General features: G+C 40.5%; 21 protein-coding genes. 7 read left to right on the top strand and 14 right to left on the bottom strand.

Annotated features, from left to right (window positions below; all coding sequences use genetic code 11):
- Position 1 precedes the first annotated feature (1 nt).
- Positions 2–511, top strand: a complete 510-nt coding sequence (locus RMY31_RS03515) for an N-acetyltransferase (protein WP_322656879.1) — start codon at positions 2–4, stop codon at positions 509–511.
- A gap of 52 nt (positions 512–563) precedes the next feature.
- Here RMY31_RS03515 and RMY31_RS03510 read toward each other — a convergent pair whose 3' ends face one another.
- Together RMY31_RS03510 and RMY31_RS03505 are read right to left on the bottom strand one after the other, a co-directional pair.
- Positions 564–1,211, bottom strand: coding sequence for a glutathione S-transferase family protein (locus RMY31_RS03510; RefSeq protein ID WP_322656878.1), 648 nt, complete (start codon positions 1,209–1,211; stop codon positions 564–566).
- Between the two features lie 3 nt (positions 1,212–1,214).
- On the bottom strand, positions 1,215–1,511 hold the full coding sequence (locus tag RMY31_RS03505; RefSeq protein ID WP_322656877.1) for a hypothetical protein: 297 nt from the start codon (positions 1,509–1,511) through the stop codon (positions 1,215–1,217).
- A 168-nt stretch (positions 1,512–1,679) separates the two neighbouring features.
- Here RMY31_RS03505 and RMY31_RS03500 point away from each other — a divergent pair, with 168 nt between their 5' ends.
- Positions 1,680–2,573, top strand: a complete 894-nt coding sequence (locus RMY31_RS03500) for a LysR family transcriptional regulator (protein ID WP_322656876.1) — start codon at positions 1,680–1,682, stop codon at positions 2,571–2,573.
- A 117-nt stretch (positions 2,574–2,690) separates the two neighbouring features.
- On the opposite strand, the gene RMY31_RS03495 is transcribed toward RMY31_RS03500, so the two are convergent.
- Positions 2,691–3,119, bottom strand: coding sequence for a KTSC domain-containing protein (locus RMY31_RS03495; RefSeq protein WP_322656875.1), 429 nt, complete (start codon positions 3,117–3,119; stop codon positions 2,691–2,693).
- A 469-nt stretch (positions 3,120–3,588) separates the two neighbouring features.
- On the opposite strand from RMY31_RS03495, the gene RMY31_RS03490 reads away from it, so the two are divergent.
- Entirely contained in the window at positions 3,589–4,152 is a 564-nt protein-coding gene (locus RMY31_RS03490; RefSeq protein ID WP_322656873.1) for a fasciclin domain-containing protein, read from the top strand.
- A gap of 241 nt (positions 4,153–4,393) precedes the next feature.
- Here RMY31_RS03490 and RMY31_RS03485 read toward each other — a convergent pair whose 3' ends face one another.
- Both RMY31_RS03485 and RMY31_RS03480 read right to left on the bottom strand, forming a co-directional pair.
- Positions 4,394–6,550 (bottom strand): putative bifunctional diguanylate cyclase/phosphodiesterase, encoded by a 2,157-nt coding sequence (locus tag RMY31_RS03485; RefSeq protein WP_322656872.1) that lies wholly within the window; start codon positions 6,548–6,550, stop codon positions 4,394–4,396.
- Positions 6,551–6,932: 382 nt separating this feature from the next.
- Positions 6,933–7,613 carry a RibD family protein gene (locus tag RMY31_RS03480; RefSeq protein ID WP_322656871.1) on the bottom strand — a complete coding sequence of 227 codons (681 nt, stop codon included), beginning with the start codon at positions 7,611–7,613 and terminating at the stop codon, positions 6,933–6,935.
- A 271-nt stretch (positions 7,614–7,884) separates the two neighbouring features.
- Between RMY31_RS03480 and RMY31_RS03475 the strand changes: the two genes are divergently transcribed.
- Both RMY31_RS03475 and RMY31_RS03470 read left to right on the top strand, forming a co-directional pair.
- Positions 7,885–8,100, top strand: coding sequence for a hypothetical protein (locus tag RMY31_RS03475; protein ID WP_322656870.1), 216 nt, complete (start codon positions 7,885–7,887; stop codon positions 8,098–8,100).
- Positions 8,101–8,793: 693 nt separating this feature from the next.
- The gene (locus RMY31_RS03470) at positions 8,794–8,904 is read left to right on the top strand and encodes a cyanobactin biosynthesis PatC/TenC/TruC family protein (protein WP_322656869.1); all 111 of its coding nucleotides are present in this window, start codon (positions 8,794–8,796) and stop codon (positions 8,902–8,904) included.
- Here RMY31_RS03470 and RMY31_RS03465 read toward each other — a convergent pair.
- From RMY31_RS03465 to RMY31_RS03455, 3 genes are all read right to left on the bottom strand, one after another.
- Positions 8,901–9,107, bottom strand: a complete 207-nt coding sequence (locus tag RMY31_RS03465; RefSeq protein WP_322656867.1) for a hypothetical protein — start codon at positions 9,105–9,107, stop codon at positions 8,901–8,903. The two genes, RMY31_RS03470 and RMY31_RS03465, sit on opposite strands and share 4 nt — an antisense overlap.
- Positions 9,108–9,817: 710 nt before the next feature.
- The gene (locus tag RMY31_RS03460) at positions 9,818–11,437 is read right to left on the bottom strand and encodes a glycosyltransferase family 39 protein (RefSeq protein WP_322656866.1); all 1,620 of its coding nucleotides are present in this window, start codon (positions 11,435–11,437) and stop codon (positions 9,818–9,820) included.
- Positions 11,438–11,911: 474 nt separating this feature from the next.
- Positions 11,912–12,862: a class I SAM-dependent methyltransferase gene (locus RMY31_RS03455; protein WP_322656865.1), complete on the bottom strand. Its 951-nt coding sequence runs from the start codon at positions 12,860–12,862 to the stop codon at positions 11,912–11,914.
- 311 nt (positions 12,863–13,173) lie between these two features.
- On the opposite strand from RMY31_RS03455, the gene RMY31_RS03450 reads away from it, so the two are divergent.
- On the top strand, positions 13,174–13,656 hold the full coding sequence (locus RMY31_RS03450) for a hypothetical protein (RefSeq protein WP_322656864.1): 483 nt from the start codon (positions 13,174–13,176) through the stop codon (positions 13,654–13,656).
- Between the two features lie 118 nt (positions 13,657–13,774).
- On the opposite strand, the gene RMY31_RS03445 is transcribed toward RMY31_RS03450, so the two are convergent.
- From RMY31_RS03445 to RMY31_RS03420, 6 genes are all read right to left on the bottom strand, one after another.
- Complete coding sequence (locus RMY31_RS03445) at positions 13,775–14,188, bottom strand: hypothetical protein (protein WP_322656863.1); 414 nt, start codon at positions 14,186–14,188, stop codon at positions 13,775–13,777.
- Between the two features lie 464 nt (positions 14,189–14,652).
- A complete protein-coding gene (locus RMY31_RS03440; RefSeq protein WP_322656862.1) occupies positions 14,653–14,967 on the bottom strand; it encodes a hypothetical protein in 315 nt (104 codons plus the stop codon).
- A 33-nt stretch (positions 14,968–15,000) separates the two neighbouring features.
- Positions 15,001–15,396: a hypothetical protein gene (locus RMY31_RS03435; RefSeq protein WP_322656861.1), complete on the bottom strand. Its 396-nt coding sequence runs from the start codon at positions 15,394–15,396 to the stop codon at positions 15,001–15,003.
- 235 nt (positions 15,397–15,631) lie between these two features.
- Positions 15,632–16,639 (bottom strand): glycosyltransferase, encoded by a 1,008-nt coding sequence (locus tag RMY31_RS03430; protein WP_322656860.1) that lies wholly within the window; start codon positions 16,637–16,639, stop codon positions 15,632–15,634.
- Positions 16,640–16,764: 125 nt separating this feature from the next.
- Entirely contained in the window at positions 16,765–17,415 is a 651-nt protein-coding gene (locus RMY31_RS03425) for a DUF6391 domain-containing protein (protein ID WP_322656859.1), read from the bottom strand.
- 407 nt (positions 17,416–17,822) lie between these two features.
- Complete coding sequence (locus tag RMY31_RS03420) at positions 17,823–18,086, bottom strand: helix-turn-helix domain-containing protein (RefSeq protein ID WP_322656858.1); 264 nt, start codon at positions 18,084–18,086, stop codon at positions 17,823–17,825.
- 438 nt (positions 18,087–18,524) lie between these two features.
- Between RMY31_RS03420 and RMY31_RS03415 the strand changes: the two genes are divergently transcribed.
- Positions 18,525–19,502, top strand: a complete 978-nt coding sequence (locus RMY31_RS03415; protein ID WP_322656857.1) for a carbohydrate kinase — start codon at positions 18,525–18,527, stop codon at positions 19,500–19,502.
- The last annotated feature ends 250 nt before the right edge of the window (positions 19,503–19,752 follow it).

Here is a 19,752-nt window from a genome sequence, read left to right as displayed (position 1 = left end):
AATGGATTACTCAATTCGTCCACTCACACAGGAAGATGAACCTTTTCTCTGGCAAATGCTTTACGAAGCGGCGCACATGTCAGAAGAAGGTGAACTTACAATTCAGGATGCGATGAATCATTCCGATTTGTCAAAGTATGTCAAAAATTGGGGACTTAAAGATGACTTAGGTTTTGTCGCCACTTTAGTAAGTAGCAATCAGCCAATAGGAGCAGCTTGGCTGCGTTTACTGACAGGGGACAATAAAGGATATGGTTACATTAACGATCGCACTCCAGAATTAGCGATCGCAATTCTACCAGAATATAGAAATCAAGGCATAGGAACGCAGTTACTTACTCATCTGTTATCAACTGCCAAATCCGCTTATCCATCAATATCACTTAGTATCAGAAGCACAAATCCAGCTTTGAGTTTATATAAAGGAATGGGTTTTGAAGTAGTCGCGGGGAGTGAGACAATCAACCGAGTTGGTGGTATTTCTTGGAAGATGAAACTAAATTTTGATTAACTTGTTATACTGCTAATTCCTCGGTTGAGGGGCTATTGAATAATAGCTAAAACTAGTATTGAGAAAGAATTTCTGTCTCGTTCTGCGCTGCTTTTATCCACTCTTGCATAGCTGGTAGTGCTAAAACTGTTTCGACATAATCCCTGGAAACAGCATCTAACTGTACATCGTAGGCTCTAAAACGTATAACAACAGGTGCAAAGAACGCATCAGCAATAGTGAAATTGCCAAACAACAAATTGCCACCTAATCCAAAATTTTGGCGTGATTCTTGCCAGATAGCAGTGATGCGGTCAATGTCTTGTTGTACGCCAGATGCTAAACCTTTGCCAGGGTATTTAGTACGGCAGTTCATTGGCATATTCTGACGCAGATTTTGAAAACCTGAGTGCATTTCCGCACTGATAGAACGAGCGAATGCCCTTGCAGGTTTATCCTCTGGCCACCAGTGCAGAGTCGGAAATGTTTCAGCGAGGTATTCACAAATAGCTAGGGAATCCCACACAGTTTGAGTTTCGTGCAATAGCACAGGTACTTTTCCTGATGGAGAATATTGCCGAATTTTTGGTGAATAATCTGGAGTGTATAAAGGAATGTGGATTTCCTGGAATTGCAAACCGAATTGTTTCATAGCCAACCAAGGACGAAGCGACCAGGATGAATAATTCTTATTGCCAATCACTAAAGTTAGTTGTGTCATTTTCTAGTATCGATAAAGCTGTTCAATCCACAGACATACGTCAGCTTCTGAGCCTGACGAAAAAGATTTTCCCGTTGCGGGGTCGTAAGCATTCCAATAGATATTGCCATGGCGATCTACTTTTTGGAAAACTTGTAACTCGTTAGGATCTGCTAATAAATTTTTGACAAATTTTTGCCAGATACCATACAAAAATTCCCAAACTTGTAAGTGAGTGCTGAATTTAAAATCTTTCTTATTTAGAGCATTACAATTCATTTCTATTTTTTCTGAGTTTAGGCATCTAACGTTATCTTTCATAGAATTATTCCTGAAATTAGCTCTATAAATCAAACTTTAGCAATGCTTCAATTAGTAATCAAATCATAATTTGCATGTTTTCTATAAATGGCATTTATAAATAAAAAGAATGGCTGATATAATGTTTATGCCAACGTTAAGTCAAGCTTTATATAACCTTGATTACCCATGAAACTCTCTCAACTTCGCGCCATAGTTGCAATAGCAGAGCGTGGTAACTTTAGTGAGGCAGCCTTAGAATTGCAGCTTACCCAACCAGCAGTGAGTCATGCTATTGCTACTTTAGAAGAAGAGCTGGGTGTGCCTTTATTTGCCAGAGGTCGTCATGGTGCTGTACTAACACCAGCAGGAGAGCGTATTTTATACCATGCTCGTCAGGCATTGCAAAATCTAGAGATGATCCAAAGAGAAGCAAACCTACATAAAGGTTTACACGGCGGTCATGTGCGGATTGCGGCTTTTCGGAGCGTTGCTACTCACTTACTACCAAAAGCGATCGCTAAGTTTCACGATAAATTCCCAGAAGTTGCTGTAACAATCATAGAACGCCCTGCCTATCTTGATGTCGAACAGTCTTTGCGTGAAGGACGCGCCGATATTGGTATTACCTATCTACCCACTAGCAATGAATTTGAAGCTTGGGAAATTCTTCGGGATGAGTATGTTGCTTTACTACCACCAAAAGCCAAAATTAGCAGTCCACAAATTACTTGGGAAGACATAGCTCCATATTCACCAGTGTTGCTTTCCTGTCTACCCTGTGGAAAATCTCTCCACAACCATATCAAGAATCTAGCACCTTTTATAAATACCATTGGCGATATTCAAGAAGATTCCACGATTGTTAGCATGGTCAATCAAGGACTGAGAGCAGCTATTCTCCCTCGTCTAGCAGCTGCGCCAATTCCCCAAGGAGTGCAAGCATACAGTTTACCAATACCACTAGAGAGAGTGATGGCAGTTGCAGTTATATCCAACGGTCTTCATGTTCCTGCGGTATTCACATTTCTAGAAATACTGAGAAAATTTGATTTTTATAGTTTGACTAAATTGACTTATTAATAACATGAATCTAGCGCAGCGTTCCCCAGTTGCGTCAATTTTCTCAGTCCTGGTTTTTTTTACGATCGCTTGACTTTTAAGACAGTCGCTACTAGCGCAAATCGAACTCACATTAAATTAGTAGCAATAGCCATCAGTATTATCTATGCGATCGCACTCATATCTACCCTTAATCTCGTCATTGAAAAACTTACCAATTGAGTCTGTTGCATGTAAATCTTCCCAAGTTTCTGGCTCTACACCTGAATACTGATAGATTGCTCCATTTTGAAACTCAACTTGCAAAATGCATTCGTCGCGATCGTAGCCTACAGCCGCCGCCATTGTTGAGCTAACTGGTAACATAGCGATTGGTTCTTCTTCAAAAGCAAGTGCATGAGTTTCAGCAATAATCTCGTTCAGTTCTTGCAATCCTTCGTAAGCTTGTATTGGTGCAGGAATTTCTAAAAACTCCAGCTCGTCACCTCGGTCGAGCAATAACTGCAAATATCCGTCAGAGTGAGCGATCGCTAATAAACTGCTCAAGTCTACCTTAGATAGCTTCATTAATTTTGCTCTCCTGTTGGCTAACGCGGGAGTGTTAAATCTCGATCCAATAAAATCTTATAGTACATTTATACTTAAAAATTGGTTGACTGTCAAGATTGCAACCATTAATTTAGTTGACTACTAGTCTTATTGATAATATTTAAAAAAAGGTCGCAATTTTTAATATCTGCAACTATCATATATTTAAAGTCTGGGTGAAGATACGATAAAGAGCTTACTATCTGTATACGCGGCAGATGTTTTGTAAAAAGGATGGGTTTGTAAGGTAGTGTATTGCCTTCCCCATCAGAGTTTTAAGTCATTTGTGACTGTTAGTAATTAACAGTTACTTGTCAAATATCGAAAGCAATCCAGGCTAAAGCTGTGCAAACACGGAAAGCAGTTCTTGAAATTCGATCGCAAAGACTGCGATCGAGATACTGCAACAAAAGTAACCACACTTTGACAAAATCTGGAATGTACACTCATGAATACGCAAAAATCTCGAAGCTTGATTAAAATACTTGCCATTGCAGTTGTAGCTAGTCTTTTAATCAGCCTTCCAACTTTGGCTCAATTTCACCCTAATTTCTCGCCTCAGTCTAGTGTATTAGTTACTCAAGCAAAAAGTACAGGCACAATTGTCGATATTGCCAGTGGCAACAAATCTTTGAGTACCCTGGTAAAAGCTTTGAAGGCAGCGGGACTTGTAGAAACGCTGTCTGGCAAAGGCCCGTTTACGGTGTTTGCGCCCACGAATGATGCATTTGCTGCTCTACCAAAAGGCACTTTGGCAAAACTGCTGAAACCAGAAAACAAGGCACTTCTGCAAAAGATTTTGACCTACCATGTTGTTTCTGGCGCAATTGATTCCAAAAGTATCAATTCTGCTGCGTTTAAGACACTTGAAGGTAGCCCAGTTGAGGTTAAGGCTGAGAAAGACCATATAACGGTGAATAGAGCAAGAGTGACCACACCAGATATCAAAGCTAGTAATGGAGTGATTCATGTAATTGATGGAGTACTGCATCCTCCCGATGTAGAACTGTAGTATCTGGCAAGGTAGCAGGAGAAAGAGGAAGACGCGCAAATGGGGCGACTGGTGAATCCTAAGGGTGACGCAAAGAAAGAATTCTTTGTGTCTCCGTGTCCCCCTTGTTCCCGCTTCCTCATCCTGCTTGCAAACATTCAGGTTCACTTCAATTGAAACATTTGGGAGAAGAGACTAATATTAATTCTCCAAAACAAAGCAACAGATTCAAAGCTGGGAATCCAGAAGAAATCTGAGTTTATTAATTATGAATTACGAATTGGTATAAGTCCAGCTGTTTTGCAATCAAAGCTCTTGCTGCTGATGCTGGTACTGGCTTGGAAAAGAAGTTTCCTTGCCCATGTTTGCATTGCAGTATCCTAAGTTGCTTGAGTTGCTCTACCGTTTCTATTCCTTCGGCTGTAACATCTATGCCCAGATTGTGGGCTAATGCAATAATCGTTCTTACAATCTCTGCGCTCTCACCATTGATATCCATCCGGTTGACAAAGGAGCGGTCAATTTTTAATACATTAATTGGAAAACAGTGTAGATAACTTAATGATGAATAGCCAGTACCAAAGTCGTCTAGATATAATTCAATACCTAGTTCTCTCAGTTGCAAAAGCTTGGTTCTTACAGATTGAGTGTTTTCCATAAGCACACTTTCAGTAATCTCCAGTTTTAAATTGTGTGGTTCTAAGCTATTTTCCCGTAAGATTTGGCGGATTTGTTCGCTGAGATGAGATTGTAAAAGGTGTTTGCTAGAAAGATTAACGCTAATTATTAGTTTGTTTTCCAAAAATTGCTGCTGCCATTCGTGTAGTTGCCGACAAGCCTCTCGAAGTACCCAATAGCCTATGGGTACAATCAGTCCAGTTTCTTCTGCCACTGGAATAAACTCTGTGGGGAACACAAGACCCTGTTCGGGATGCTGCCAGCGCACAAGAGCCTCAAAACCGATAATTTTGTCAGTTTTCAAAGAAACAATCGGCTGATAGTGAATGAGAAATTCTTGGCGTTCAACAGCACGCCGCAAGTCTATTTCTAATTGCAAAAGCTTTGTGGTTTCGCTGTACATAACCGTGTCAAATATCTTGTAACGCGCTTTACCCAAAGCTTTGGCACGATACATTGCAATATCAGCATCGCGTAGAAGATTCTCTGGTTGGTCATAGCCTGTTGTACTCAGAGCAATGCCAATGCTGACGGTAGTGAATACCTCATGTCTATTCAGATAAAAAGGTATAGTTAATTCCTGTTGGAGCTGCTCGGCAATTTGGATGGCATCGTTGATTTCCTGAATTTCCTCTAATAAGATGGCAAACTCATCTCCTCCTAGACGCGCCAATGTATCTCCAGACTGTAAGCAACTTTTTAGTCGCTGAGCAAACGCGATTAATAGTCGATCTCCGCTGGTATGCCCAAGACTATCATTCACTACTTTGAAGCGATCTAAATCTAAAAAGAGGACGGCAAATAAATCCTTAGACTTTTTGGTACGCTCAATTGTCTGTCCTAGCCGCTTCATGAATAGAGTACGGTTTGGTAGACCTGTCAATGCATCACGATCGGTAATATGGAGTAATTGCGCCTCTGCCTGTAAGCGATCGCCAATTTCCTGTTTTAGAAGCATACTAGATACTGATAGTTTGGCAGTTGCTTCCTCAACCTGTCTTTCTAAATCATCGCAAGCTTTTCGTATTGCCTGCTGATGCCGCTGGCGCTGAGCAAGTTGGATTGCCTGTTCTGCCCATATCTGTTGTTCGCGCCTGACTTTCTCGATGTAGTTGCAGAAAAAATCAGCTAACTTTGGTGTTTCTTCAAGTAAACTACTTAGTTGCTCAACAACTCGGTTGTCTGGTTCATAATTGATTTCAGGGTGAGCTTCCATCCATACATGACAGGTCTTAATATAAGCTAAAAATGTCACTAAGTGCTGGTAATTCATAGGTCCGAGCAAGCGGCGCAACTCAGTTCGACAATACTCAGATTGCTCTCGTTCCAAGAAGATAAATATTGAACAATAAAATAGACTCTTTTCGATTGCCGGATTTAAATCTGATAAAATTATCTGCTCGCTATCTGAACGTACAAGTGTATAGAGATGTGCTGCAATTTCCTTTTCTGTTGGGGGCGGTGATTCCAGTAGCTCTAATACCTCTTGTGTCTTCAACCCCAGAGTGCGTAAAGCGCAACTGTGGCAAATCAAACAGTAAGGAACAGAACAGTAACGCGAAAGGTATGCGAAAAGCTTTTCTTTGAACAGCGCTGATATAGGATTATTGATATAGGCAGAAAGTGTTTGTTGCCATAGGTTTTCTAATACCTGTGTATTGTGTTCTGCTAGCTTAAAGAAAGGTGGGAAAAAACCAAATTTTTCCCGGATTTCTGCCTCGATTTTCTTGCTGGTTCGCATAGGCTTTCCTAATTTTATGCCTTACTGAACATACAATTAATGATAATGACCTGCTAATAACCATATTTTAACATCACACAACAAATATAGTTAATAACTTGTTTGTTTTAAATTTAACTTGTATTAACTGGGTAAACAAAATGCCTATCCTTCAAGAGTTTGATGAAATTTTAAGATGAAAATCTAAATGTGTTTTAGCTTACTTTTTTGTCTTGTACAGATTTGCTGAATATAATTTTCCGTATTTTCTAATAAGAAATCTGTATATCAGAGTTATTAGTCAAGATAGTAAGATGGCTTTTTAGTCTATGTGTGGCATAGATAAATCTTGATATAAAAGCGATCGCTTGTTCATTCAGGCGATCGCTTTTATATCACTTTTTTACTTGATTGTCTGATAGTGCAAAAATAACTCACTGCCTACTTGCCGAGTTTCAATGAGTTGCAGGTGAGGAGCTGCATGAGGAATAAAACCTTCTCCTTCGACTGGGGTAGGTGCGTCCTTTCCTCCATAAATAACAGGCCAAATGGTCAACCACCAATCGTCAATTCGCCCTGCTTCCACGAGAGTGGCTGTCAAAGAACCACCTCCTAATGCCACGACTTTCTGGATATTTCGTTCTGCCATTAAAGCATAAGCTCGATTCCAGTCTAGTTCTCGATCTCCTAATTCAATTAAACCAGCTACCTTATCTAAGCTTGCTTTATTAGAATTGCCCTCCAAACCTGCCTTTGTTGTAAAGATCCATCGCTCAACGTCTTGGCTGAAAAAAGCCCAGTCTGGACTTAGATCGAGCGATCGCGTCACCACACAAGTAATCGGCTGGGGAGACTGACCTCGAATTTGACGCGCTGCTAGTAGTTCGGGATTGCGAATTGTAAAGGTTTGTCCTTCGGCTCGCATTGTCCCCGCTCCCACTAGGATGAGATCGGCTAAAGATGCTTGATATTCCAAGTGTGCTTGATCGACTGGATCGGAATCACGAGGTGCTTTAGGGTCTACGGCGCTAATTTTTCCATCAGCCGTCATTGCAAGAACCAAGGTTGTTTGGATAGTTGTCATGTTTAGCTTCTGACGGTTCTGTTAAGTTTTAATTTATTTTACTCATGAAATAATCAATAATTGTCAATTTTCATCAATTCAAATTTGAAAATCATCCATTATAAGTAGACAACTGTAAATAAAATTTTGTAGTTACTGCCTCTAATCGTTGTGCTAAGCAGTTGAAGCGCTGATTGCGAACGAAAATCACAATAAATACTACCCAAAGATTGCTTTAGGTTATGCCTCAAGAATGTGAATGTTTTACAGATAAATTTAGTAACTTGAGGTTATGAATAGTAACCCAAGAAACCCAATTCAGAATTTTCCTAAACAGTTATTACCCTTGCTGCTGAGTTTGTTAGATGATGCTTTGCTGCTGGGGTTCTCTCATCTAGGATTACACCTGCAATGGCTAAAATGGCTTTCTCCGGTAATATTTTACGGTACATTATTGTATTTTGCAGTGCAAGTGATGCGCTACTTATCTAAGTCGCAAGCATTGTAGATATCTTTGCTTCAGTTGCAAGATGTTCTAGGTTGCGTTTTTATTGCTATCGATGATTGCATAATATCAATAGCACTTAACTTTGTAGAGAAGTCAATGTCGCAAGTAGCATTACTCTACGCCATAACGCAACGCACTGATAAGTAATCGGACAGAATTAATTACACAATGTCATTGCAATTGCTTCGTTGTTGCACTCGCAATGACTGGGATTGCTTCGTTCCTCGCAATGACAGAACATATTATATTTATTTGCGCCGATCTACTTGACAGTTAGCAATTAACACAAATTAACTGCCGCGATCGCATTTCTAAGGTTGCAGTGTCTAGCGCATCTAAATTAGGTGCTAGTCTTGCACGCCTTTGATTAAAACTGCTTTGAAAGTTTACAAATATTCTGTTAATTAATTTAATATTGGTGTGTTGACACATCAACACGATAATAGTATATTAAAGACATAATAAAGGCGATCGCGCCGTTCCTGCAAGAATCTGCGATCGCCTGACATTTTCGTTATAAAGCAATATTACAGATGTAATGTCTGCAACTGGTTACGCTTTCAAACTCCTAATATTGTCTGGAACAGCTTAAAAAACTTTGTCATCAAAGTTTATACCAATTTTAAAAAAGAGTGCAAAATATATAAACCTAAAAACTTAGATTTAAAAGCAAAAGAGATTGACAAATATCTCTTGGCAACTGGTCTTGAAGACTATGGATTTTGGTGGCAGGAAATGCTGAAAGCTCAAGCTAACAAAACCGAACCAGAAAAACCATTTCGTCGCGGTCGGATTTGGTCTTAGAAGGGAAATGGAAATGCGATCGCTAAAAACATTGCAAACATCAGCCGTTTCTTCTTAAAATTCTTCGCTCTTGTTTTAAAACTTGTTGCCAAAACAGCGATAGAGTCTCCCAAAAAAGAAGCAATCGCTCTCACTGATGCCATTCGAGAAGCGATCGCCATAACAAAAGAAAGCTCAATATCAAAGATTGTATGCTCTATCAAAAAACTTACTAACCCCCCTAAGATGGAGCAAGTATACATCTTCGGGGCTAGATTCTTGTCCTACACTCGCTCCCATTGCAGATTTAGCGAACTAAAACAGCGATGCCTTCTCCTATAGTCGACGCTGCACGGCAACGTCTTCTCTACCCTTCTCTTCTCCTGTCGGAGACGCTGCGCGAACGAGACACTGGCGCGAACGGGAACGGCTTCACCGAACGAGACGCTACGCGTAGCTTGCTTCTTTGTTCGCGTTAGCGTCTCCGTTAGAAGAAGGAGTACGACGAACGCATCCAAAATCCTTGCTCAGTTAAAATCAAACTTGCATCTAGAGAAACTTTTTATACCATATTTTCAAATATTTCCGCATTCTTATGTCTCATTTGAGACTATTACCCATGAATCTTTTTTAACTAGTGTCACTTCATAAACTGTCACTCATCAGCTGCTCAATTTTATTCTAAAAGAGATATTCTTAATAATGCAAGGAGTGATACCATTTCACCCAATGTTTGTTACAAATTATTCTTGCAATGCTTCTTACCAAGATTGTCTTGCAGATTTCAAATGTTGCATCAAACAAGTGAGTTGGTATAGAGTTATACGCAGTGGCACTTGAGCAAGCAAAATTCTCAAGTGCTTTTACGTATATATTCAATTGAGTTATTGGTTTCACGCTACACCCCTAAATCCTCGCACCCAGTCCTCACTTTCTACAACCGATTAGTATCTTTTGTAATCAGTTGCCAACCATCAGCTTGACCAACCAGCTTTACTGATTCGAGTTTGAGATTGTTGAAAGCAGATGCATTCAATAGAAAGTAAGGCTGGCCGTTGTAGTGCCAATAATATTGCAGTTCGCCAATAGAAGCAGGAATGATGGTGCGATCGCTATAAAAATCCAGCGACGGACGATGATAGGGAAAAGATGTATAAATCTTCTTCACCGCTGGATTTACCTGGGCTATCATAGCTGCCACTGGTTTGACTGGATAAGCTTGCCATAATTCCCAAACCCAGTAGTTGGATTTCATCAATAGCATCAGCGAAATATAACTTCCCCAAAACAAAACCTTCAGAAATTGCCCGTCGCCTCTTTCTGCCAAAATAGCCGCCAAAGTCATAGTCACAGCTACTGCCGCAAAAATCAACTGTAAGTCAGTTTTTGGTGTAGTTCCCCAACTAAAGTAAATGCTACTACCAGAAGCCACCAAAGCAAGAACAGAAAAACCAGCTACCCAAGCACGAGGATAAGATGAAATTAAAGGTAAATTTTCTGTCTCAGCCAACTGGGCACCAAGGCCTAAAGCTAAACTAGGGTAAATCGGGAATACGTACCAGGGAAGTTTAGTACCCATCAGGGAAATTAGCACCAGATATACACCACTCCACACCAGTACAAGTTTTGCCCAGCTAAGATTGCGATTTTCCCAAACCATGCGCCCACTTTGGGGCAAAAATACTAACCAAGGCCATGTCCACTTGAAAATTTCGATGGCGTAGTACCAAGGCGGTTCCGAATCTCCTTCAACAACTGTTCCAATTCGGTTGAGAGATGGATCGAGAAGACCCGTCTCGATAAAACTGTAACCATAGTGCATTAGTTGCACGCCATACCAACAAGCCGCAGGCAAAATACCAATGAAGATTGCAGCCCACAAATAGTAACTGGTAAGTAATCTTGGTGTATCCCAAAACAGAAATACGATCGCGATCGCACCTAGCAATACACCTAACACGCCTTGAGTCAAACAAATCAACCCAAAACCAATGCCAATACCTAGGCAATAACGTAAATCGCGGCGCGATCGCAAAACGCACAACATCATCACCATCAAAAAACTTACCACTGCCCCATCTAACATTGCCAACCTGCCATGACGCACCACAGGCAATGTTGTCAGGTAAATTAAGGCGCTATAAACTGCCGCCCAACGTTGGCGAAATATCTCTCGACCAATGCTATAAAGCAAAGGTACAGAAAAGGCTGTTAAAATTGCTCCAGGTAAGCGTGTTGTCCACTCATTTACACCTCCTAGAGAATAAGCCCAAGCAATTAGCAAATGCATCAGGGGTGGCTTATTATGATACGGTTCTCCGCCTAACGTTGGGAAAAGCCAACGCAATGAACCTGCTGGGGCATTCCAAATTTCTCTGGCAACATGTGCCACAGTACCTTCATCCCAATCTCGCAGCGGTAAACTTCCCAGATTGATGCTAAATAGTAACACTGCTGCCACCAGCAGCACTACTAGCCATACCCAATCAATCCATTTGTCAACTGCGCGATGCTGTTTTTCTAGATGACCCCAAATAAAGCTTCCTTCTTGCATATTGTATGATAATCATTTTACTTGCTGGTTTGATTACATAGAGATCGAAATGAATCTCTAATGTTGCCACCCAGTAACAACATGTGTGCTTTATAATCGCTAAGTTCCAAGGTTAACTCAATTTTCTCCAATCAGCGATAATTATTTGAGAAATTTGTCTGATTTTTTTTCAAATTTTTTAACAACTATTAATTGATAAAAATAATACTAAACAAAATATACTGCTCGTTAGATAGAGACCATAAATATAAAAAAGAGCTTAGTTATACATTGATTTTGAAACTTTTGCTACTACTTTAATAAAGACATTAGTAATAGTAAAACTTATTCAGATATTTACTGAATCAAGAACCATAAATTTTAAACACAACTTATCCCGCTTGAAATAGTTGATAGTCATCAGTCTTTACGGGCGCAAGGTCGCAGCACCCGTACAACAATCATCCTTTATCAGTCAACAATCGCAATGGGATATTATTCGGGCTTTCTACTAACAATGGTGCGGTGACGGGGGTTGCTGGCAACTGTAATCGGTTCGCAAAAACCTACTGCCTGCAATGTTGCTTCGATATCAAATGTGTAATAGTCATCGCTCCAAGGTTCGGTACTTTTTCTTAAAATCGAGAGAACGGCTGGTAGATTTTGCATGACAGGCGATCGCGGATCGTTGTCTACTAGTGCTATAAACCCACCTGGCCGCAGCAGTCTTTTGGCTTCAGCGAAAATCTCTTTGCTGGCATAGCCTGGAAGTTCGTGAGCGACATACTGGAGAGTCACCAAGTCAAAAGAATTATCTGGTAGCCCAGTGTCTTCTGCTTTAGCATGGAGCCACTGGGATATCTCATTGTTAACATCCCTAGTTTGAGCAACCGCCAGCATATAAGGTGACAAATCCAGACCAACGGTGCGAATTGGATGTCCTTGCTTTTGCAGGTAGTAGCGGTGTAGCGCCAAAGTAGAGACACCAACTGAGCAACCAATATCTAAGATGTCTCTAACGTGCTGAGGCCCATAAGTCGCCAGAACCTCATAAAAGCTACCTCTTAAGCGTGCGTGAGCATCTTCCCAAGTCAGGTCTTCTTTAGACCAGACACGCAATGCCATTGCATAGGTAGCTGACTCTGTTTCAAAAGCAGCTTGCCAGCAGAGGTTGCCTTCGGAGTATGCATGGAAGGGTACTTTGTAGTAATCCGGATAAACAATCTGGGAATTAGTAACTTCAGCCAGAAGTTGTTTTGCTCCTGATACTTGCAATGCCTCATAGTTTTTCCGCCAAGGAATACCTTTCTTCTCAGCCGTTTTGATGAGTACTTGCCTCGCTTGGTTTTTCATCAACTCGTACACAGGTTTGGTCTGGATAAGCAGATTAACGAAATTGGAGAGAATGCTTTCACCAGCCCAATCTGGCTTAATCTTATTATTCATCAGCTTGAAGGAATGGAGCAAGATAACTGCTTATATTTTAGGTTTTAGACCGTGCATTATAAAATTTATTAATATACATTTTATGTGAGATAAGGCAGAGGATGTTGTTCAAAAGTAAACACATCAATACCAAAACTTGACAGAGGAAGATACGTAGAGTGTGACTTGCCATTTGAGCAGCGACATGGACGCAAATATCATCAGCTATAAACAAAATTCAAGTTTTATTAATACTGTCTTAACTGTCTTAATTGTCCTTGCATTCTTGCTACGACACTGAGAAGGTATTAGCGTTGTAAACAAGAAAACTTATGTCTGACATCAAAAAACTGGGTCAATCGTGGATATTTAATTGGTTCTTTGGTTTTAACCAGATCCCTACAAATGAGGATAGTTGCATTTATATGAAATCAGTTTTGTGTTGTGCTAAAGCAGATGGAGTTCTCTTACCAGAAGAAAAGGATTGGGGTATTGGATTCTGTGCATCTTGGGGAGTAGAAGACTGGGTGATTGAAGAGCTAAAAACATATGAAGCGGATGAAGCTATAGAAGAAGTCATTGCTCGCTCTCCTCAAGTATCCATAGCACAGAAAGATATACTTCTCACTGCAATTTTGGCGTGTGCTGCGGATAGAGAATATCATGAAAAGGAAAAAGCAAAAATTCGGAAAATGGCCTTTATTTTAGGGGTAAAAGAAGAAATAGTAGAGCAGTTAGAGCAGCTACAACAGGAAGAATTAGCACTACGGCAAAAGCACATGAAGCTCTTATATCCTGAGAAAAGCCTCTATTAATAATTTACAGTTCAAAATTTAAGAACATTGTAAGTAACAATATGACTTAGTGAGTTAAGTAAGAGGATGTTGATTAACTTATTTTGGCTTGAAAATCTGATTGCCCACAGCCAAGGCATCATTGTTGCTCGGCACAACCTTCCAACACCATATTATCCCGAATGAAAATAGCCGAGTAAGGATAATTTTTGTCTGACATCCCATCACTGCAAACACTGACTTTTTTGAGAATTAATGTATTATTGCCTCTACCCCTGAGTCTGTAAACTCTTACCAAGTCCGCGGGTCGTCCCTGTGCTTTTAGGGGTGTGACATAAGGAAAAGTTTGCTTTTTAACATCTGGCGTAGAGTAAACAATTCCTTGTTTGCTGATGGTAATGCTCCAAAAAGGTTCAGTACCTCTAGCGATGAAATTTTCACTACTAGCAGTTTCTGCAACAATAAGACTATTGCTATTGGCAGTGCTGGGACTGTCAGCCATTAAGCTAGCACCAAATCCCAGCAGAATCAGACAGGAGACCAAAGCTTTCATATATCAATTTTGAATTTTAGATTGTAGCTTAGAAATTTTAGATTGACAAAGCAGTCCATTTGTTCCGCTTACAAAGAGCAGAGCATAAACCATAAACCCATTATCAAAATCTAACAGGACTTACGCAAAAACTTTCTCAAACTATTATTCCTACCCTACCCTGTAGGAACAGAACACTTTCAGCGAACGAAAAACTGCTTCGTGTCTACGTGTTTTACGTTTCTGGTGCGTAAGTTCTAACTTAAATCTAAAAATCCCTCTTGAAAAGTTATGCTACGGAGGGAAACCCTCCGACGCTGGTGACGCTCGGTTGCTTTTAGCATCGCACGCCACCTAATGGCAGTTCCTCTTTAGGGGAACCACCAAGACCGGACTGCCTCACCGCAGTGGCTCCCCTTGAGCGAGGACTCGCTAACGCTTAGCTATGACAACTTTCCGCAAAATCTAAAATGGTATTAGGTAGCCTATTGCTTGTGAATACGTAATTGCTCTACTATATACTCTTCCAATTCTTGCCTTTCTCGATTACTGGCATGGCGCTGATAGTTTTTTCCTGTTTCTTGAATAAACTTGCGTTTTTCACTTTGAGAAGATTTTTGTTTAGTTCCTGCTCCCTTGGTTTTATTTAGTTCCTCCCAAGTCTTTTCACCTACGGTTTCGCCTAGTTTTACCAGTGCTTGAGGGAGTAATATTTTTGCCTCTCTTGTGAAATCGTCATCTGTTTCCAGAGAGGTGAAGTCTACATTGCTGAAATCGATATTGATTTGAAACTTACTCATTTTTTTAGGGTAGCTAAAAAGAGATTTCGTGTATTAAAATTTAGTGACTGTCACACTAATACCAGAATCGAGTCGAGGAACTTTGAAATACTCAATGGGTTCGGCGTTACTTTGAGAAATTTGGTTATTTGTTGGCTTTTGGCATTGCTTAAAGATTGCAGACGGATCGTTAATCAAATCTCGAGGAGTAATCTTTTTGCATTCTCCTTGGCGTGCTGACGCAATTGAGCCAGCGATTTGTCTTAAATTGCTAGTTCGGTCGAGGGTATTACCTGCACCATTATTAATGGTAATTGGTTTAGTGACCAAAGCAGCAGCCTGAGCGCCATAGGTGATGACAGGAGGAACCTCCTCTTCGCTAGCATCAGCAGGATGAGGCAGAGCGATCGCACTAATCACAACAAATAAAGCTAGAACTGGGTATTTCATAATTAAACCTCTAAATGAGGCTTGCAAGTGCAATTCTATGTTATCCGCAGCAAATACTAATTCGTAAGGATGTATTGTAATACGCCTTTACTTGATACAGGCACTTTCTAATTCTGTACCTTGTTTTGTTTGGTGAAATACATCCTTTCTCAGTTTGGTATTATTGGCAAACAAAACCAGCAGTTAGAGTTGATTTTGAGAGCCTAACTATTTTTTTCTCACTTAGTTGGGTAACTTACCGTGACAAGCCTTGAAAATATTTCTTCCTCAACTTACTGTATAGCTGTTGGGTGAGTAATTTTGTCAGATGCCCTCTTGACAAACTTTTGATATTAGGTTCGTGATGTGCTTTACGATCGAAAAAATCGTTTAATTCATCTATAATCACTTGAAATCGCCGAATAATATTCTCAGTCCGATGCTCTGCAAAAAACTGTTCGGGTAAAGTTAGGCATACTGAAGATTTAAGTACTTTCAGGATACGTTGCACATCATATTCTTTTGAATATCCAGCAATTTTGTAGGAATTAAATCCCGGATCTAAGTAATCCGAGAGTCCACCGTTGATACTAGAGAAGACCTGACAACCACAAGCAAGAGCTTCCATCGGTTGCAGCCCAAACCCTTCACTCACACCTCGTTGTGCCCAATACTCGGCAGAATCATAAAGGTAAATCTTAGCCCGATTAAATAGTCCGGGTAAATCTTCTACATAGGAATCAACGACATATACTTGACATTGCTGCTGCAATACTGGAATTAATTCTTTAAGTAAATACTCAGAAGACTTGCGAGCTTGAACTAAAATATCAATATCTCGCTCAAGATGCAAATTTTGAAATTCGTTACTAATTTGATTAGGCAAATAATAAATCAGACAATTAGGAGATTTTTGTCCCCAATATCCCATTGTATTTCGGCTAACAGTGATGATTGGGATACTTGCAGGCAGTTGGAATTTGTAACCCGCACTGTGGGCATGATAAACGACGTTGTAGGATTTTAGCTTGGTAACAAGTTTAGCTATATCAAATCCCCAGCTAATCACAAAAATTACATCATCTAAATTGTTTTCTTGGAGCAGATCGTCTATGAATAACTTGCCTGTTTCGCGTTGACGATAAGTTACAACATCAGCACTACAAATCTGCTGAGCGAGATGCATTGTTTTTAACTCTGCCCAAAGACCACCACAAGCAAATTTACCATCGGTTCCAGGGACTAAGAAGTAAAGTTTTCTCATTATACAAAGTTATTAAGGGGAGATAGGGGCATGAGGAAGACGCAAAGACAGGGAGAAGCTGGGACGCGGAGAGTGTTTGCGATCGTCAATTCCCCGTGTCCCTGTGTCCCCGTGTCTTCTTCTTTTCACTCTTGCCAGTTTACCTTTACAAAATGTGCTTCACGCCCCCAAACATCATGTGTACGGGTAATATTTTCAATTGCTAGATTAAAGGGAATAGCAGTTGTTAAGTATCGCTGTGCCATAGAGCCTAAATCAGGTGAGATTTCAGCGGCTGTCGTAGCTGCTACTCCCAAACCTATCAATTGCTCAATAGGTCGCAATGGTAGTAAAAAATACACGCCCATAGCTAGTCCAGCGGTCAATAGCATTGCCACTGATAAATTTGTGCCGCAACGAGGATGTACAGCTAAATCCCATTCGCCACTGGTGAGGCGATGTAGACCTAGCGTGACTGCACGTCGCAAATCACTGATGTTTACTTCACCATAGAGGTAGAACCCCTGTTCTGTAGACAGTCCACCTAGTAGTTCGTTATCTACTTGAATGCTGGTGGGTCGTGTAAGAGTATGAGCGTTTTTTGATTCACTCAAAACCCAAACAGTAGCGTGTTCTAGGGCGTGAACCTGCCGCAGCATGATAATTTCTTTCAACCCTGGAATAAACGATAGATTCCTCAATAAATCGGCATCTTGCGTGGGTTGAGGTGTCGTCAATTCAAAATTAAAAAAGTCAAAAATAGACGAGCCACCTTGAACAGAAGCAGAAGTATTCATAAGAACACTGCTCCCCAAGTCGATGGAGCAACATAGATTTCTTACAAATGTAGCGCTTGAGGCAATAGATTGTTGCTAATTTTTGTTGATGATTGGATAAATATCAATTTAAGGGGAGTGGGGAGCAGGGGAGTGGGGAGCAGTAGAGAGAATTCGTGAATAATTTCTCCCCATCTCCTTCATCTCCCTTATCCCCTTCATCTCCCCTCCATCCCCCCATCCTCATTTTGACGGCAATGAGAACTTACGCTATCAGTTCACACAAAGATAAAGGCGTGAGGAGGAGAAGAATTTAGTAAACCGTCAAAATGGGCTAGGCTGCATACCAGACGAAATTATCGCAATACTAGACGCGATCGCTAGCGTCTGCCAAACGCTATTGATTCGGATCTCTATTCGCAAATAGCCTAATCGTTCTGGTTGGGCAGTGGACAGCAATTGACATCATTCAAGCAAACTTTGCCCCACTGTAAAGCCCAGCGGACAAGAGCCACTCGGTTTTCCGTCTGAGTTTTGGTGAGAATATTGCTGATATGGTTATCAACTGTTCGTTTGCTAATTTCCAGTTTTCCTGCAATTTCTTGGTTAGTTAAGCCAGCGGCCACTAAGTCGATAATTTGCAGTTCTCTGTCTGACAGACTAACAGGGGTCTGAGACTCGCCACCAGCCATGACTTATTTTATCCTCCCTTGGTATATGTACTTAATCGCTCTCTCTAATTCTAGAAGATTCTTTTGTTGGTAGGCGTTTCAAGTGTTAGCAGTAATGCAATTGACAATATTTTCTTTAGATTTCAGCTCGTTTTTGCAACAGCTTAACTCACTGGGGATTAAGCTTAATGACAATATATTTAAATGCTAGTAATATTTAATGCTTATTTTTAAATAAATAATACTTGATTACTGAGATTCAAAAAATAGGGATATGGATTACATATACCTTTTGGGAGTAGCAAAACTTGCTATTTAATTCTGTGAAGACTGACGACAGATGAGTAAAGAGTGTTGTAGATTTTATACTGTAATTTCTAATTTCAAATCACGCCACTTGCTTTAACTCTCTCAACTAGAGCAACGCAGTGGCTCGAAAATCTAATATCTAAAAATGAGATGAGCAATCCCCGTGTTTTGTGCCTCGGTGAAATTTTGTTTGATTGTTTAGCCGATCAATTGGGGCTAAAGCTGGAAGAAGTAAAGTCCTGGACTCCTTATCCAGGGGGGGCACCAGCTAATGTAGCTTGTGCTTTAGTGAAGTTAGGAACTCCAGCAGGATTTATCGGAGCTGTTGGTGAAGATGAAGCAGGAAATAGTCTAGTCAAGCTTTTACAAGAAGTAGGTGTAGATACAACTGGAGTACAACGCCATCCCACAGCACCAACGCGGCAAGTTTATGTGACGCGGGATCTGGCAGGCGATCGCACTTTTGCTGGATTTGGTCAGTATGATACCACTGAATTTGCCGATACTCGTATGCAAGCCAAACAATTGCCAAATTTGCTGTTTCAAGAGGCAGATTTTATGGTTTTGGGTACTTTAGAATTAGCCTATCCTGAAAGCGAACAGGCAATTAATCGCGCCCTAGAGCTAGCAGAAAAATACGACCTAAAGATTGTGTTAGATGTGAATTGGCGACCTGTCTTTTGGAACGATCAAGACATCGCTCGGCAAAAAATTCAAGCAGCATTTAAGCGAGTGGATTTTCTCAAACTTGCTAAAGAAGAAGCTGAATGGCTATTTGATACCACAGATCCAGGAGCTATCACTTATCGCCTAGATTCAGTTGAGGGTGTGCTGATTACAGATGGAGAAAACGGTTGCGCTTATTGCTTGGGTGAGAACGAAGGTACATTACCGTCTTTTTCCGTCTCAGTGGTTGATACAACTGGTGCGGGGGATAGCTTTCTTGCAGGTTTCATCCACCAGTTAGATCGCCATGGTATCCAAAAATTGAGAGATGCAGAAATAGCAAAACAAATTGTTACTTATGCCAGTGCTGTTGGGGCGCTGACTACCATTAAACCAGGAGCGATCGCTTCCCAACCTAGTGCTGCTGAAGTCGAAGCTTTTCTAACCACACATCAACTTTAGGGGGTAACATAAGCAGCTGGGATATCGGTTGCGATCGGCTGATACTCCCAGCTAGAGAATCTAGAGAACGAGCAGCCTGTTTAAATGTTAATCTAATTCTTCCTATTCCAAAAAATAAATCAACAAATCGAATTTTATGTATATACAGGAAGCTTGATTGAGTAATAGGAAATTTACTAATTTATGACTTATTACCTATCACCAATAAATTTTAAATAAAGTTTTCTGACACTCCCAATAATTTAAGTTT

It is taken from the genome of Dendronalium sp. ChiSLP03b (assembly GCF_034531165.2).
GTDB classification, from domain to species: domain Bacteria; phylum Cyanobacteriota; class Cyanobacteriia; order Cyanobacteriales; family Nostocaceae; genus Dendronalium; species Dendronalium minutum.
The sequence above is the reverse complement of the archived record's forward strand: the minus strand, read 5'-3'. Positions and strand labels throughout refer to the sequence as shown.